Here is a 16,447-nt window from a genome sequence, read left to right as displayed (position 1 = left end):
GCGCGGTCCGCAACATCTACCGCTCCGTGAAAGCGCGCGCGAAGGAATCGCGCATCGGCCGTACGAGATACTCGAAGAAAGTCCGTTCGCCGGTGCCGATGAACGCTTCTACCGGCATTCCAGGGTAAAGCTGCTCCGCTTTCACGCCGGGCGGCAAGTCGGCGGCAATCTTCAGCTTGGCGCGGAAATAGGGTTCATGCGTAGCCTGATCGATGAGCCGATCTGCGGAAACCTGTGTCACCATGGCTGAAATCTCAGGGGTGAGCCGCATGTTCAACGCTGATAGTCGCAGTTTTGCCGGCTGGCCGACACGAACCTGGTCAATGTCTTTCGGCGGCAGCCGTGCATCGACGATCAAGCCCGATGCCGTAGGCAGAATCTCCATGATCTTCTCGCCGGGGGCAATCACGCTGCCCTTGGAATTGTAGGTGGACGATACCACGATGCCCGCCGCTGGCGCCTTGATCGTCGTCCGCCGCAGCACTGCCTCGGATGCCCGCATCTGTTCGTCAATGTCAGCCAGCGAAGAACGTACCTCGTCGAGTTTCGTCAGGGCTTCCTCCACGCGTTGCGTGGTCAGGCGCTCTATCTGCTCCTGCGCTTCGACGATCTGGGTGTTGGCCGATGCAAGATTTGCCTCCAGCGCCCCTGCCTGCCCGACGAGATCGGCCTCGCTACGCAAAAGCTGCGAATATTCAGTGCGATTGGTGAGGCCCTTGTCCAAAAGGCTGGTCTTGATGCCCAGTTCTTTCTTCACGACTTCGGCCTGCTGCTCAATGGCCTGTTTCTGGGCCTGCAATCCGACAACAGACTGGCGATGCATGGCAACCCGTTGCCTGAGGATCGATTGTTCCGATCGAAATCGGGCGAGCCTGGCGTTGAATTCCTTCCGCTGTTCTTGAACCAGGACCTCGAAATTGTGCTGGAACGGTGCCGGCGCAGCCTCTGTGATTGGTGCAAGCCGATCCAACCCGTCGCGCTCCGCCTCCAGCCGCGAAGCGCTGGCCTTCAACGCGATCGACTGTCTCGTCAGCCGGTTGAGTTCGGCTTGCGCGGCTGTTCGATCCAGCAGGATCAGTTCCTGGGCCTGTTGCACGCGATCACCCTCATGGACGAGCAACTCTTGGATGATGCCGCCCTCGGGATGCTGGATGAGGATGTTCCCGCCTGTCGCTGAGATCGTGCCTTGCGTGATGACCGCGCCGGACAACGGTGCACTGACCGCCCAATAGCCAAAGCAACCCACCAATATCGCCATTGCCGCGTATCCGGCGAATGCCACCCGGCGAATGTCGGTGCGTGCTGTGCCTTCCCGGACGAGGCTCTGCGCTGTCATCATCTACGATCCAAAACGGACGCTATGAGGGGTGCCGCGGATCGTCGTGGCAAAAGACCCTGTCACCGCCATGCTGCGCTGAGGGGCAAGGTCGATGCCGGCGATCGGCTGCCGCATCACGTCGCCGCTTGGACCGAAGGCTTCGATCACTCCGCTGCGCAGAAGCATCACGCGGTCGCAGGCTGCGGCGATCGAAGGGCGGTGCGTTATCACGATTGTCGTAACGCCCGCCGCTTTTGCGGCGGCAAGCACTTCTTCGAGCGCGGCTTCGCCGCTGCCGTCTAGATGGGTACTGGGCTCATCCAGAACGAGAACATGCGGATTGCCGTAAAAAGCGCGCGCCAGCCCGATCCTTTGGCGTTCGCCGCCCGACAGTGTTCTGTCCGACGGACCTATTCTGGTCTGGTAGCCGTCTCGCTGCTCCAGTATCAGCTCATGCGCCCGGGCATTCTTTGCTGCCTCGACGATCGAGGCGTCATTCGCATCGGGTTCAAAGCGGGCGATATTTTCCGCGATCGATCCGGGAAAGAGCTCCACCTCCTGAGCGAGATATCCGATATGCCGGCCAAGCTGCTTCTCGTCCCAGGTTCTGAGATCGGCGCTGTCAATCCTGACGCAGCCGCTGGTTGCCTGAATCGCACCGACAAGCAATCTTGCCAGGGTGGACTTGCCGGCTCCGCTCGGACCTATTATCGCCACCGCTTCGCCTGCGCCGATGCGGAAGTTCAGTCTCTTGATGATGGGTTCGGTGCCGGGCGTGGCGTTCGACGCGACAAAGATCAGGCCCTCCACGACAATTTCGCCGGACGGGTCCGGCAAGGTCAGTTTTTGCGCATGCGCCGGATGGGCGGAAAGCGCCTTGTCCAACCGCTTCCACGATCGTCTGGCGTCGATGATCTGCCGCCATGACCCGATCAGTTGGTCGAGCGGCTGCAGCGCACGGGACGACACCAGGGAAGACGCGAAGATCATGCCGGCCGTCATCTTCCCTTGCAGCACGAGCCATGCTCCGACACCCAGTATTGCCAGCTGAAGCATCATGCGTACGGCTCGCGACGTTCCACTGAAAATCGCGTTGGCCATCGACGAACGGTCATGCAGGACTAGCGCCTCCGCCACGTGCCTTCCCCACACTCGCGCGGCGTTTTGGATCATGCCCATGGCGCGCAGCGTCTCCGCGTTCCGGGCAAAGGCCTGCTCCGACAGGCTGGCAACAGCCGAGCGTTCCGCCGACAAGGCATCATTCTTGCCGATGGCAAACTGATTTGCCACGACCATCGCAAGCAACAGCCCAGATCCCGCCAGCGTAAGCCAGAACAGCAAAGGGTGGATGAGGTACAGCAGGGCGAGGAAGAACGGAGCAAACGGCAGGTCGAACAAGACCGCCGCGCCGCGTGACCTGATGAAGGCGCATACCGAGGCAAGGTCGCGCAGTGGAGACAGGGCTGCTCCCCCGGCGTACTTAGCCTCCAGCGAGACGGCGAATGTCCTCGCGCCCAGTCTGTTGTCGACAATGGCTGCAACGCGCTGCGTGTAAACGGAGCGGACCGCATCGAGGAGACCGAGAAAGGCGAGTGCGAGAACCGCGATAGCAGAGAGGTAAAGAAGTGTCTCGACGCTGGAGGAAGGCAGGACGCGGTCATAGACCTGCAACAGATAAAGGGGGATCACCAATAGCAGGATGTTGATGAGGAACGAAAAAACGCCGACATCGGCGATGGCGCGCCTCAAGACTGCCCGCAGATCAGACCGTGCAATCATTCCCGCGCTCCTAACGGCTCATGGCCCCAAAATCAGGGCGTCGCTTAGACCGAATGGTCGCCGGCGATGTCCAAGGGGTGGTGCTGCAGGTCGTCCAGCGTATAGGCGCGGATGTAGTCGATCTTCATCTCCGCTGGCGTAGCCAGATGGTCAGGAGGCTGGCCGGCAATGCCGCCCACCGCGAGATTGGCCAGCATATACATGGGATCGTGCATGTCGGCCGGCGTCGCTGCTTGAGCGACCTTTACACCATCATAGGTCCAGACAAGCTCATCCTTCGTCCAGAGCAGGCCATAGGTGTGGAAACCGTCGGTATCCGCAACGTTCACCGTTGACGAAACCTTCGTGTGCGCGCCCGTCTCATTGGAATGCGCCGTCATGTAGAGCGTGTTCGGGTCCTGGCCACGCGTTTCGACAACGTCCAGCTCCGGCGGCCACGAGCCGTCCTCCGGAAGCAGCCAGAACGCCGGCCAGGCTCCGGCTGTTTCAGGGAGATCCGCCCGCATTTCGAAATAGCCGTAGGTTTGCGAGAAGGTGTCGTGGGTCGTCAGGATCCCCGAGGTGTATTCGTAGTTGTTGATCAGAGGCTTGATGTCCTCCGGCGCCTGCGCGGCGGTGATGGTGAGGACGCCGTTCTCAACGCTGAACGGATGGACCGAACTCGTCGGGCCATAATTGGCGTCGATATACCACTGCAACTCACCATTGCTGCTCAACGTGCTACCGTTCGGCGCTCCCCACCAGAAATTGGAATTCCAGGTGCCGTCCTGCCCGTCCCGAAGGCTCAGTGTGTTGAAATCGTCGGAGAAGGACAGCGTCATTCCGGACTTGTCGATCGGAAGTTCGAACTGGGTGGGCTGCAGCTTGTCGATGGTCGTATTCTTGAACACCAGGATCTCGTCGGACCCGAGGTTCAACATCACGTTCGATTCCACCTGGACCATCTGTGAACGGACGGCATCGAACGAAGTGAAGTCGTAGCCGTTAAGGCGGACCGCATCGGTCGCACCGAAATCGAAGATAAGATCACTTCCATTACCTTTGGAGATGGCGAAAGTATCGGCGCCATCACCGCCGATCAGGACATCATTTCCCTTGCCGCCATCCAGCGTCTGGTGACCCGACCCGCCCTTGATGATGTTGTCCAACGCATTGCCGAACGCAAATCGGTTGGCGCCGGTAACGACGAGGTTCTCGAAATTGTCGGGGAGCTTGTAGCTCATCCATGTGTCGATCGTGTCGATCCCTGCCCCGGGATCCTCGACCACCTTATTGTTGGTGGAATAGAGATGATAGTAGTCGTCGCCGGCGCCGCCGTAGATCGTGACAGTGACGCCGGTGTCTCCCCAGAAGGAGTCGTTGCCGGAGGTGCCATGCAGTTCCGGTCCAGACCCGGTGGCCGAGAACCAATGAGTGGAAGCGCCGGTGTAGGCAAGAGGGATGCCCTTGGCGTTTAAGACCGTGCTCATCAGAAATCCTTCCTAATGGTATCCGACCTGGTCAAAGGTCCGGCGACCGCTTACAAAGCAACGCTGCAAAGAACGAGATCGTTCCACGGAATCGTCATTAGATCCGAGATCGCATTGAACAATCGACAGACGAGAAATGAATAAAGAGGAGAGGACTCGCAACAATTTGAAGTAATTTATTAAAATTGTATATTTGTGCAAAATACGCGTCATTTGAAGAACGTATATCTAAATTAACTCAAGTCATTCTTGCGTGGCTTTCTGGTCGAAGTCTGCGGGAAAGATGACGACGTATCAAGTAATTCGCCGTGCTTCCTGGCCAGCCGGGGCCCAATAGAGAGTTTGGGAGATCGAGGAACGCGAGAAGCTGCCTGTCGCTTTGGCCCAAACGCAGTCATTCGAAACCTGATGAGGATGATCGCTCCTGGCGTCCCGTGCTCGCTCCCCATCAATGAGACGAGTGCAACATTCCACCGGCTGTTGGCGACCGCGTGCTAATCGAGTTTTCCCGATCTATCGGGACGGAACAGCCACCTAGTCTTCCCTGATCGCGTAGCCCGCCCCACGGATCGTGCGGATGACATCAGGCATGCGGCCATTGTTGACCGCCTTGCGCAGCCGCCCGACATGCACGTCGACCGTGCGCTCGTCGATGTAGATTGTCTCGCCCCAGACATTGTCGAGCAGCTGGCTGCGCGAGAACACGCGGCCTGGATGGCGCATCATGAATTCGAGCAGGCGGAACTCGGTCGGCCCGAGCCGGATCTCGCTCTTCTTGCGATAGACCCGGTGCGACTCGCGATCGAGCACGATGTCGCCGACCTTTAGCACGCTGGACAGCACTTCCGGCTTGGCCCGGCGCAGCAGCGCCTTGACCCTGGCCATGAACTCCGGCGTCGAGAAAGGCTTGACCAGATAGTCGTCGGCACCGGTCGACAGGCCGCGCACGCGGTCGCTTTCCTCGCCTCGCGCGGTCAGCATGATGATCGGCAGCCGCTCGGTCTCGGGACGCATTCGCAGGCGCCGGCAGAGTTCGATACCCGAAACCGCAGGCACCATCCAGTCGAGCACCAGAAGGTCGGGAACGTTCTCCTGCAGCCGGATTTCGGCCTCGTCGCCGCGCGTCACCACCTCGACCTGGTAACCTTCGGATTCGAGATTGTAGCGGAGCAGCACGCCTAGCGGCTCCTCATCCTCCACCACCATGATGCGTGGTGCGATCATCGGCTGGTCACCCCTGTTATGCCGCTGGCGCGGACATTGCCGTCTCGTCCTGCTTCGGACGATTGGCTGGCAACTGCGTGCCGGTCAAAACATAATAGGCATTTTCGGCGATGTTGGTCACGTGATCGCCGATCCGCTCGAGGTTCTTGGCGCAGAACAACAAGTGCGTGCACGCCGTGATGTTGCGGGGATCTTCCATCATGTAGGTCAGCAGCTCGCGGAACACCGAGGTGTATTTGACGTCGATGCGTTCGTCATTGTTTCTGAGCGTGGCAAGCGCTGCCGCGTCAGCGGCGGCATACTCGTCGACGACCCCCTGCACCTGGATCAGCACCAGTTGTGCCATCGCGTCGATCGAATGCGAAAGGTCGTGCGGCGTGACACTCAGCCCGACAGTGCCGACGCGCTTGGCGATGTTCTTGGCAAGGTCGCCGATGCGCTCAAGGTCGCCGGCCATGCGGATCGAACCGACCACCGCACGCAGATCGTTGGCCATTGGCTGGCGCTTGGCGATCAGCGTGATGGCGCGATCGTCCAGCTCGCGCTGGCGTGCATCCATGATGGCATCATCGGAAACCACGCGCTGCGCCAGCGCATTGTCCGAATTGAGCAAAGCCTTGGTCGAGCCACTGACCATCGAACGGGCGAGATCGCCCATGTCGCGGATCAGCTGACTGATCTGCTCCAGATCCTCATCGAAAGATGCGACGGTATGTTCACCCATGATCTTCGTCCCTCGTATGCCTGAGCTCAGCCGAACCGGCCGGTGATGTAGTCCTGGGTGCGTTTGTCGTCGGGGGTGGTGAACATCTTGTCGGTGGCGCCCTCCTCGACCAGATAGCCTAGATGGAACATCGCGGTGCGCTGCGACACGCGCGCTGCCTGCTGCATCGAATGGGTGACGATGACGATGGTATAGTTCTGACGCAGTTCGTCGATCAGTTCCTCGACGCGAGCGGTGGCGATCGGGTCGAGCGCCGAACACGGTTCGTCCATCAGGATCACCTCGGGTGACACGGCGATGGCGCGTGCAATGCACAGACGCTGCTGCTGGCCACCGGAAAGACCCGTGCCAGGTTCCTGCAAACGGTCCTTGACCTCGTTCCAGATTGCCGCCTTCTTTAGGCTCGACTCGACGATCTGATCCATGTCGGCTTTGCGCTTGGCCAATCCGTGGATACGCGGACCATAGGCGACGTTCTCGTAGATCGATTTGGGGAACGGATTGGGTTTCTGGAACACCATGCCGACGCGCGCCCTGAGTTCGACGACATCGATGTTCTTGTCGTAGATGTCTTCTTCGTCGAGCGTTATCTTGCCGGTTACCCGTGCTGAATCGATGGTGTCGTTCATGCGGTTGAGGCAGCGCAGGAAGGTGGACTTGCCGCAGCCGGAGGGGCCGATCAGCGCCGTCACCTGGTTCAGGCGGACGTCGAGATCGACGTCGAACAGCGCCTGCTTCTCGCCATAGAACACGCCGACCTTGTCGCCGCGCATTTTGATCACTTCGTTCGACTTCATCTTGTCGCCCACTGCGTTTTCAAGGGACTGTTCGGTCATGATGTTCATACCAAGATGCCTTTTTTCTACCAGCGCCGCTCGAACCGACGCCGAAGCACGATCGCGGTGATGTTCATGGCCATGAGGAAGACGAGCAGGATGATGATGGCGCCCGACATGCGCTCGACGAAGGCGCGTTCGGCCTCGTTCGCCCACATATAGATCTGCACTGGCAGCGCGGTGGCCGGATCGAAAGGCGTCGTCGGTGGATCGGCGACGAAGGCGACCATGCCGATCAAGAGCAGCGGCGCGGTTTCGCCGAGCGCACGCGCCAGACCGATGATGGTGCCGGTGAGGATGCCTGGCGCGGCAAGCGGCAGGATATGCTGGAACACCATCTGCATCTTGGAGGCGCCAAGACCGAGAGCTGCCGAGCGGATCGACGGCGGCACCGCGGCAAGTGCGGCGCGCGTCGCGATGATGATCGTCGGCAGCGTCATCAGCGTCAGCACCAGGCCGCCGACGAAAGCGGCGGAGCGCGGCATGCCCAGGAAATTGATGAACACCGCGAGGCCGAGCAAGCCGAAGACGATTGACGGCACTGCGGCCAGATTGTTGATGTTGACCTCGATAAGGTCGGTGAAACGGTTCTTCTTGGCGAACTCCTCCAGATAGATGGAGGCGGCGACGCCGATCGGCAGCGCCAGGAGCAACACGATCACCATCATATAAAACGAGCCGATGATCGCCACGCCCATGCCCGAGGTTTCCGGGCGGCTGGAGGCGCCGTAGGTGAACAGGCCGCTGTTGAAGTGCTCGGCCATCGCGCCCTCGGCCTTGAGCTTGTTCATCCAGGTGATCTGCTGGTCCGAGACCTTGCGTCGCGCTTCTTCGACACTGAGGTCGATCTGGCCCTTGAAAGCCGAGTCGAGATTGGCGGCGGCGAGGATGTTGACGTCGCGTGTCGTGCCGATCACGGACGGATCGGCGGCAACGATGTCGCGCAACTGGACGCGGGCGCCTTCCGACAGGAAGCCCTTGAGCTGCTTGATCGCCGGCTTGTCCTCGGGATTGATGCCGAGCTTGGCGACCAGCGCGTTTTCGGCGAGCTTGGGATAATTCGCCTTGATCAGAACGCTCGGATCGGTTGCGCGTTTGCCGGAAGGATCGATCACCTTCTCGTCGAACGAGATCGGCAGTGATACCGTCGTCTGCCAGAAGGCGGTGTAGCCTTTCGAGACGATGGTGATCAGCATGATTGCCAGGAACGCCAGGCCTACGGAAATCGCCACGACGCCATAGATGCGGAATCGGCGTTCGGCAGCGTAACGTGCCTTCAGGCCGATGTCGCGGCGCGGATGGGCCGCCGCCCTGACCATCGTATCCATGGAAATGTCGGTCATTCGTACTGCTCCCGATATTTGCGCACGATGTAGAGCGCGACGATGTTCATCACCAACGTCAGCGCGAACAGTGTCAGGCCGAGCGCGAAGGCGACCAGCGTCTGCGGCGAATTGAACTCGAGGTCGCCGGTGAGCTGGTTGACGATCTTGACGGTGATGGTCGTCATCGCCTCGAACGGGTTGATGGTGAGGTTGGCGGCGACGCCCGCCGCCAGCACGACAATCATCGTTTCGCCGATAGCGCGCGAGGCAGTCAGCAGGACGGCGCCGACGATGCCGGGCAGTGCAGCCGGCAGGATCACCCGCTTGATCGTCTCGGAGCGGGTCGCGCCGAGGCCGAGCGACCCGTCGCGCATGGCGCGCGGCACCGCGGTTATGATGTCGTCCGAAAGAGAGGACACGACCGGGATCAGCATGACGCCCATGACCAGGCCGGCGGTGAAGATGCTCTGGCCCTGGATGAAGGGCGAGCCGCCGGTCAGCGCCGCGGACAGGTCGCGCAGGAATGGCCCAAGCGTGACGACGGCGAAGATGCCGTAGACGATGGTCGGTATGCCGGCCAGCAGTTCAAGCGCCGGCTTGACCACCGAGCGTACCCTGGGCGTTGCATATTCGGCCATGTAGACAGCCGACATCAGCCCCACCGGCACCGCAACCAGCAGTGCGACGGCGGCGATGTAGAGCGTGCCCGCAAGAAGCGGGATCAGGCCGAACTGGCCCTGGCTGCCGCCCGAACCGGCAGCGGCAAAACGCGGATCCCAGACGGTGCCGAAGAAGAAACTCATCGGCGAGACGCTTTCGAAGAAGGTGATCGTCTGGAACAGCATCGAAAGCACGATGCCGATGGTGGTCAGGATGGCGATGGTGGAGGCGGCAAGCAGCCCCCACAGCATCAGCCTCTCGACATTGTTGCGTGCCCTGGCGCGCGGCTCGATCTGCCTGAGCGCATAGAAGGCGCCGGCGATCGAGGAAACGAGAATGACAATGGCGCCGAACAGGCCGAGCCGGTCCTGGACCTTGTTCGCCTCGACGGCGATCGGGATCATGTAATCCTGCGTGTCGCTCGCCAGTGCCACACCCTTGGCGGCGAGCAGCGGCTGCAGCTCGGCAAAGCTGGCAGGCATTGCGGCCAGTGTGCCTGCATCGAGTTTGCGCAGGCCCCTGGCGAGGCTCTTTACCAGGCTGACATCCAGTGCCTCACTGGCAACCTTGCTGTCGACGGTGCGCTCGGGCAAGGCAGCGTGAATGTGTCGGTCCAGATAGATGGAAGACCCGACGGTCCAGACGGCAAGCAGCAAAAGAGCAGGCAGAACGGCGAGCAGGAAGGCCCACCAGCCATGATAGTGGGCGCGCGAATGCGGCTTGACCTTGCCATTGTCCTGGGCCGCGGCACGTTGCCGACCGATGAAAAAGGCAACCAGGCCGACGGCAACGACGATGGCCAGTACGAGCAAGGACGACATGGACCCACCCCAAGAGAAATTCTTACGCAGCCGCCATTGCGGCCTGCGGTGAAACCGGGGCGCGGGATTGGCCCGCACCCCGGTTCGGCAGCTGATTACATCGACTTTCCGGCGGCGAAAGCGTCACGCTGGGCCTGACGCTCGGCATCCGGAGCAGCAACGAGGCCGTATTCGGCGAGCGGGCTTTCCGGGCCAACCATCTGGTCGTCAAGGAAGAACTCGACATATTCCTTGAGGCCGGGAACGACGCCCAGATGCGCCTTCTTGACGTAGAAGAACAGCGGGCGCGAGACGGGATACTTGCCGCTGGCGATCGTCTCGGTCGAAGGCACGATGCCTTCCACGGTGGCGACCTTCAGCTTGTCGGCATTGTTTTCATAGAAGGCGAGGCCGAACACGCCGACGCCGGTCTTGTTGGAGTCGATGCGGGCGAGCGTCTCGGTATAGTCGCCATCGATGTCGACGGCCTTGCCGTCCTTGCGGATGGCGATGCAGGTTTTGCCGATTTCCTTGTCGTCGGCAATGCCGGCGGCCTTGATAGCAGCCTTGTCACAGCCGGCATCGAGGAGCTTGGTCTCGAACACTTCGCGCGTGCCGTGCTTTTCGCCCGGAATGTAAGCGGCGATGTCCCAGTCGGGCAGCTTCGGATTGACCTGGCTCCACTTGGTGTTCGGATTGTCGACCAGCTTGCCGTCGACGACCAGCTTGGCCGCGAGCGCCTTATAGATGTCGGCGGGAACCAGCGCCCAGTCCGGGCCCTTGATGTCGGTGGCGAAGACGATGCCGTCATAGCCGATCCGGACTTCCTGGACTTCCTTCACGCCGGCGTCGGCGCAGGACTTGAGTTCGTCCGCCTTGATCGGACGCGACGAGTTGGCGATGTCGATCGTGTCTTCGCCGACGCCCTTGCAGAATTCCTTGATGCCGGCGCCGCTGCCGCCGGATTCGACAACTGGAGTCTTGAAGTTGGTGAATGTTTCGCCGAACTGCTCGGCAACGATCTTGGCATAAGGTAACACGGTCGATGACCCGGCGACCTGGATCTGGTCGCGCGCGGCGGCGAAGCCGGACGTCGCGGCGAGCGCAAGCGCAGCGGCCGACGCCGTATAGAGGAATTTCTTCATGTGGCCTGCTCCTGTTCGGAAGATGGTCTCTCGGCGCTCGTCAGTCGGCGCCCGCTGAGGCCAATAGCCTTCGATTATTACAGTCGCATGACAGTTTGATGTCACCCCGGTAACGCGTCATCGGGACTAACAAAATGCCGCCTGGCCGGCACTCCCGATGGAGCCCGGCTTTGCCCCCGGAATCAGAGACTTGCTCCGTTTGGGCCGAGGCTGGCCGGCGATTTAGGATTAGCCGGCCTTTATGAAAAAAATCCGGACGGGAGCGCGTTGCTCTCGGCCAGACGGTGTCGTGGCCGGGCCATCGCCGAAAACAGGTCCGTTGGGGTAGGTTGACGCTGTTCCATGCCGGCGGTCGCTGCTCCCGCCCGTAACTGGGAAGAGCGGAATTCGAATGTCGCCATTGTCTCGATCAGACACAGTTTTGATATGGTGCGATCGCACCATGGTGCTGCGCGCGGGACGCGTCACGAATCTCCGCGAACCGCTGCGACGAGAATCCTTACCCGGCGTTGCGCTGAGCTTGGCGGCTGGCGCCGACCCAGCGCTCGACCTTCTCGAGCAGGGCCCTGGGGCTGATCGGCTTGGGCAGGTAGTCGTCCATGCCGGCCTCCAGGCAGCGCTCGCGATCGCCCTTCAGCGCATGCGCGGTGACGCCGACGATCGGCACATGCGTGCCGGTTTCTTCCTCCAGCCGGCGAATGGCGGCGGTTGCCTCGAGCCCGTTCATCTCCGGCATCGAGACATCCATCAGGATCATGCACGGATTGAGCCGGCCGAAGGCGTCGAGCGCCTTGCGGCCATTTCCCACGATCTCGAAACCATAACCGGTCTCGCCGAGAATCTGGGTGAACACCATCTGGTTCACCTCATTGTCCTCGGCCACCAGGATATCCAGTCTGTCGCCGCCCCCCGCCACGGGTGGCCGGGGGCGTACAGAAGGCGGTTGCAGCAGTGCCCGCTGCTCCGCCGGCACCGACGGCTGTGGCCGCGCCACCTTGCCTGGAGGGACGTTGCCAGCGGGCGGCTGGGCGTCGCTGCCGGTCGTGTGGCGATGGCGCTGGATGGTGGCGACCAGCGTTTCCAGCAGCACCGATGAGCGCGCCGGCTTGATCAACTGGGCATCGATGCCGAGATCGCGGTAGCTGGTGTTGGCGAGCGACTGGTCGACGGAGGTCAGCATGATGATCGGTGTGCCGGCAAGGCCGGCGGTGTTGCGCACGATCCGCGCCATTTCGGCGCCGCTCATCTCAGGCATCTGGTAGTCGAGCACGACGCAATCGACCGGCACGCCATAGGCGGCGGCGGCGATCAGCACCTTGAGGCCCTCGGCGCCGCTCTCTGCGGCGCAGGAATCGAACGTCCACGATGTCATCTGCTCGGTCAGGATAGCCCTGTTGACGGCGTTGTCGTCGACGATCAGCACACGCGCGCCGGTCACGTCGATCGGCGTGATGCGTTGCCCGTTCTGCTGTCCGGCCCTCGGCAGCGTGACCGTGAACCAGAACGTCGAGCCCTTGCCCTCCGCGCTCTCGACACCGATGTCGCCGCCCATCAGTTCGACGAGCCGCGAGGTGATGGCGAGGCCGAGGCCGGTCCCCTCGTGCCGCCGCGTCGATGAGGTGTCGACCTGGCTGAACTTCTCGAACACGAGTTTCAGTTTCTCCTCGGGGATACCGATCCCGGTATCGGTGACCGAGATTGTCAGCTTCGTTCCGGTCGGAATCCTCTCGCCGGTGACATCGACCAGCACATGGCCTTCATCGGTGAATTTCACCGCGTTGCCGAGCAGGTTGGTGACGATCTGCCTGATGCGGCCGACATCGCCGACGAATAGGCTCTCGAGACGAGGCTCGATGCGCACGATGAGCTCGAGGTCCTTCTCCTTGGCGCGTGTCGACACCAGCGTCGCCACATCCTCGATCGCCTCGGCAAGATTGAAGGGGGCGGGATCGAGCACCAACTGGCCGGCATCGATCTTGGAGAAGTCCAGGATGTCGTTGATGATGGTGAGCAACGCATTGCCCGATTTGACGATGATGTCGGTAAACGTCTTCTGCTTGGGGTCGAGTTCCGATTTGGCCAGGAGTTCGGCCATGCCGAGCACGCCGTTCATCGGCGTGCGGATCTCGTGGCTCATATTGGCGAGGAATTCCGACTTGGCGCGGTCTGCGAGTATGGCGCGCTGGCGAGCCTCGCGCAGTTCGGCCTCGCGCGTCTTCAGCTCGGTGATGTCGGTGGTCGATCCGATCAGGTAGAGTGAACCGTCGGACGCGATCATCGCGCCTTTGCGGGCGAATTGATGCCGCATGCTGCCGTCGGCCGCCGTCACGGTCTCTTCGACCTCTTGCGTTTCACCGGTGCGCAGTACCGCAAGGTCGCTGTCGACAAAGGCTTCGCCATCCGGCCCGAAGATCTCGATGTCGGTCTTGCCGGTAGCCTCTTCCTTGCTGAAGCCGGTGAGATCGCACCAGCCCTTGTTGACGTAGAACTGCCTGAGATCGGAGCGCTTGGCGTAGATCGACACCGGCACATTGTCGATCAGGCTGCGGAACACCTCGTTCTCGCGCATGCTCTCTTCCAGCGCGCGCTCGCGCGCCTTGACATCGGTGATGTCGGTGCTGGAACCGACCAGATGTACCGATCCGTCCAGCGCCACCAGGCGGCTCTTGCGCGTCATCAATTGCCGAACCGTGCCGTCGCGATGGGTGACGGGTTCCTCGACCTCCTTGACGGCACCGGTCACGGCGACTTGCGTGTCGTCATGGCTGTAGCCATCGGCGTCCTCCACACCGAACAGCTCACGGTCGGTGCGGCCGATGACATCCTCCTTGGCCAAGCCTGTAATCGCGCACCAGGCCTTGTTGACGAACTCGATACTCAGGTCCTGCGCCTTGATGAAGGCGGCCACCGGCAGCTCGTCCAGCACGTGCCGGAACAGATCGATCTGGCGCATCGAGTCGCGCAACGCCGCCTCGCGGCTCTTGATCTCGGAGATGTCGACACGGACACCGATGAAGGTGCCGTCGTCGGTCCGCATGTCATAGACCTGATACCAGCGGCCGTCGGGGTTATGGCGCTCGAACGAGGAGCTGGGCAAGCGGTAGCGGGCGAGGATCGCGTCCAGCCAGCGGTCGTGGTCGCCGCCGTAGAGCTGGTCGACCTGCGGATCGCCGCTGTTGCGGAAATAGCCGTTCGCATGGCCAAGGACGAGCGCATCGCGGAATGTACGGCCGGGTTGCCATGCCGGCTTCAAGGCCGGCAGCGTATCCTGGATCTTGCGGTTGGCGAAAACAAACTTGTCGTCGCGATCGTATATGATCACGGCGGCCGGCAAGGATTCCAGCACGCTGGCGAGATGCTTGCGCGCGTCCTCGGCCTCGGTCTCGCGGCGCTTCATGTCGGAAATGTCGAACAGGAAGCCGGCGACATAGTTGCGGCCGCTGGCCATGCCGACGCGGCTCTTCCTGACGATGCGGGAGCGGCTGGCACCATTGGCCTGGAAATTCTCTTCCACTTCGTACGGGTGCCCGGTGGCAAGCACGTCCCGTTCGCTCAGCTCGAAAAGCGCGGTGTCGTTCGTTGTAAGGAAATCGCCGCCGCGCTTGTCGAGCATGGCTTGCGGCGTCTGGCCAAATAAGGCGGCGAACGCCTCGTTGACGAAAACGAAGCGCAGATGGTCATCCTTGACGAAGATCGGATCCTTGACGGCGTTGATCACCGCTTCAGCCAGTCGCGCTTTCTCCAGCGCGTCGGCAAGTTCGGCCTCGCGGTCCTTCATGTCGGTGACGTCGACATAGGAGATCAGCCGCTTGCCGCCGGCCAGTGGCGCCATCGACGATATCAGCGTGCGGCCGTCATTGCGCGGAAACTGCCGCGATCCGGCGGTGCCGGCTCTGATTTCCGCCTCGCGCTCGGCGATATGCCGCTGCCATGTCGGATCGTCGGAACCAAACGGATCGATGTCGCGGCTGGCATCCATCAGATCGCGGAAGCTGCAGCCGATCTCGGCGCGCCGGGCGTCGATCTGCCAGAAATCGTAAAAGGCACGGTTGATGACTTCGGCGCGCATATCGGCATCGAGGACGAGGACACCGATCGGCATCTGATCGACCATGGTGTGGAGATTGGCGAAGGTCTCGGCGATTTTGGCGTTGGCGCTCTCGATCTCGGCATCGCGATTCTTGATCTCGGTGACCTCATAATAGGTCAACAGCCGTTTGCCCCCGGACAATGCCGTCACCGAGAACATCATCGTCCTGCCGTTGGCGTGGAGAAACTCGCGTGGCGCGACGGAGCCGGCGCGAATTTCCTCGATGCGGGTGGCGAGGTAGCCCTGCCACTGCTTTTCGTCGATGTCGCCATAGATGCCGTTGCGGCGGTTGAGTTCCATCAACAGGCTGAACGGAGCGCCGACGGTGACAGTGCCGTCCGGAATCCTGGAGAGGTCGCGATAAGCCTTGTTGATGAGCAGTGTGTCGAGCCTGGCGTCGAGAAGCACGACGCCCATATGCATGGCGTCCATCGTCCGCTCGAGATCGGTCAGATGCTGGTCGGGCTCGCCGCCCGCCGATGATCCCTGCCCCGGGGTTTGGAAGGCGCCTGCCAGTGCGGTGACGTTGCGGCCGACCCCACGATAGCCGGCAAATCTTCCCTCGCCGTCAAACCTTGGAAAACCTGATGTCAAAACCCAGCGGCAATCGGCGCCGCCACCTTTCAGTTCATAGACGAAGTCGCGAAACGGCCGGTGCGCCTGCAGATCCTCCAGATGCGCGGCACCGCTGCGATCGCCGTTCAGGACCTGGTTGAGGAAGTCGAAGCGGAACCGGCCAAGCACGTTTGCCGGATCGATGCCGGTGGCTGCCTGGTAGTTTTGCGAAAGCCAGGAGAAGCGCAGTTCGGCGTCGGTCTCCCAGACCCAGTCCGAACCGGCTTCGACCAGTTGGCGAAGCGCATCGGTCGAATCCATGCAAGCGGCGGACGATGATGCATCGTCGTCATACGCTGTGGGTTTGCGAGGCCCGCGCCTACCGCGCGCGCCAATTGTTTCGTCCGCTTCCGCCATGCCGTCCCCACCCCGAAAACCAAGACCGAACCCTCCTCCGCGGTTCGTCGGCGGAATGTGCCCGAGAAGCATTAACGATCCGCTAACCATAGCGGTTGGTTAGAC

Annotated in this window: 10 protein-coding genes; all 10 read right to left on the bottom strand. The window is 61.6% G+C overall.

Features of this window, described 5'->3' with window-relative positions; translation table 11 throughout:
- Positions 1-16: 16 nt before the first annotated feature.
- Entirely contained in the window at positions 17-1,339 is a 1,323-nt protein-coding gene (locus EOA13_RS19740; protein ID WP_245490430.1) for an HlyD family type I secretion periplasmic adaptor subunit, read from the bottom strand.
- Positions 1,340-3,097, bottom strand: coding sequence for a type I secretion system permease/ATPase (locus tag EOA13_RS19735; RefSeq protein ID WP_127295154.1), 1,758 nt, complete (start codon positions 3,095-3,097; stop codon positions 1,340-1,342). It abuts the gene before it with no gap.
- Positions 3,098-3,141: 44 nt separating this feature from the next.
- Complete coding sequence (locus EOA13_RS19730; RefSeq protein WP_127295152.1) at positions 3,142-4,566, bottom strand: family 16 glycosylhydrolase; 1,425 nt, start codon at positions 4,564-4,566, stop codon at positions 3,142-3,144.
- Positions 4,567-5,100: 534 nt separating this feature from the next.
- Positions 5,101-5,790: a phosphate regulon transcriptional regulator PhoB gene (gene phoB / locus EOA13_RS19725; RefSeq protein ID WP_010911896.1), complete on the bottom strand. Its 690-nt coding sequence runs from the start codon at positions 5,788-5,790 to the stop codon at positions 5,101-5,103.
- A gap of 16 nt (positions 5,791-5,806) precedes the next feature.
- Entirely contained in the window at positions 5,807-6,514 is a 708-nt protein-coding gene (gene phoU, locus EOA13_RS19720) for a phosphate signaling complex protein PhoU (protein WP_127267720.1), read from the bottom strand.
- Positions 6,515-6,540: 26 nt separating this feature from the next.
- Positions 6,541-7,359, bottom strand: a complete 819-nt coding sequence (pstB, locus tag EOA13_RS19715) for a phosphate ABC transporter ATP-binding protein PstB (protein ID WP_013529271.1) — start codon at positions 7,357-7,359, stop codon at positions 6,541-6,543.
- Positions 7,360-7,376: 17 nt separating this feature from the next.
- Complete coding sequence (pstA, locus tag EOA13_RS19710; protein ID WP_127295150.1) at positions 7,377-8,693, bottom strand: phosphate ABC transporter permease PstA; 1,317 nt, start codon at positions 8,691-8,693, stop codon at positions 7,377-7,379.
- The gene (gene pstC, locus EOA13_RS19705) at positions 8,690-10,156 is read right to left on the bottom strand and encodes a phosphate ABC transporter permease subunit PstC (protein ID WP_127295148.1); all 1,467 of its coding nucleotides are present in this window, start codon (positions 10,154-10,156) and stop codon (positions 8,690-8,692) included. The genes pstA and pstC overlap by 4 nt, the downstream gene beginning before the upstream one ends.
- Positions 10,157-10,251: 95 nt before the next feature.
- A complete protein-coding gene (locus tag EOA13_RS19700) occupies positions 10,252-11,280 on the bottom strand; it encodes a substrate-binding domain-containing protein (RefSeq protein WP_127295146.1) in 1,029 nt (342 codons plus the stop codon).
- Positions 11,281-11,779: 499 nt separating this feature from the next.
- Positions 11,780-16,342, bottom strand: a complete 4,563-nt coding sequence (locus EOA13_RS19695; RefSeq protein WP_164780185.1) for a PAS domain-containing protein — start codon at positions 16,340-16,342, stop codon at positions 11,780-11,782.
- Between the last annotated feature and the right edge of the window lie 105 nt (positions 16,343-16,447).

It is taken from the genome of Mesorhizobium sp. M7A.F.Ca.US.011.01.1.1, from assembly GCF_003998295.1.
GTDB lineage: Bacteria > Pseudomonadota > Alphaproteobacteria > Rhizobiales > Rhizobiaceae > Mesorhizobium.
The sequence above is the reverse complement of the archived record's forward strand: the minus strand, read 5'-3'. Positions and strand labels throughout refer to the sequence as shown.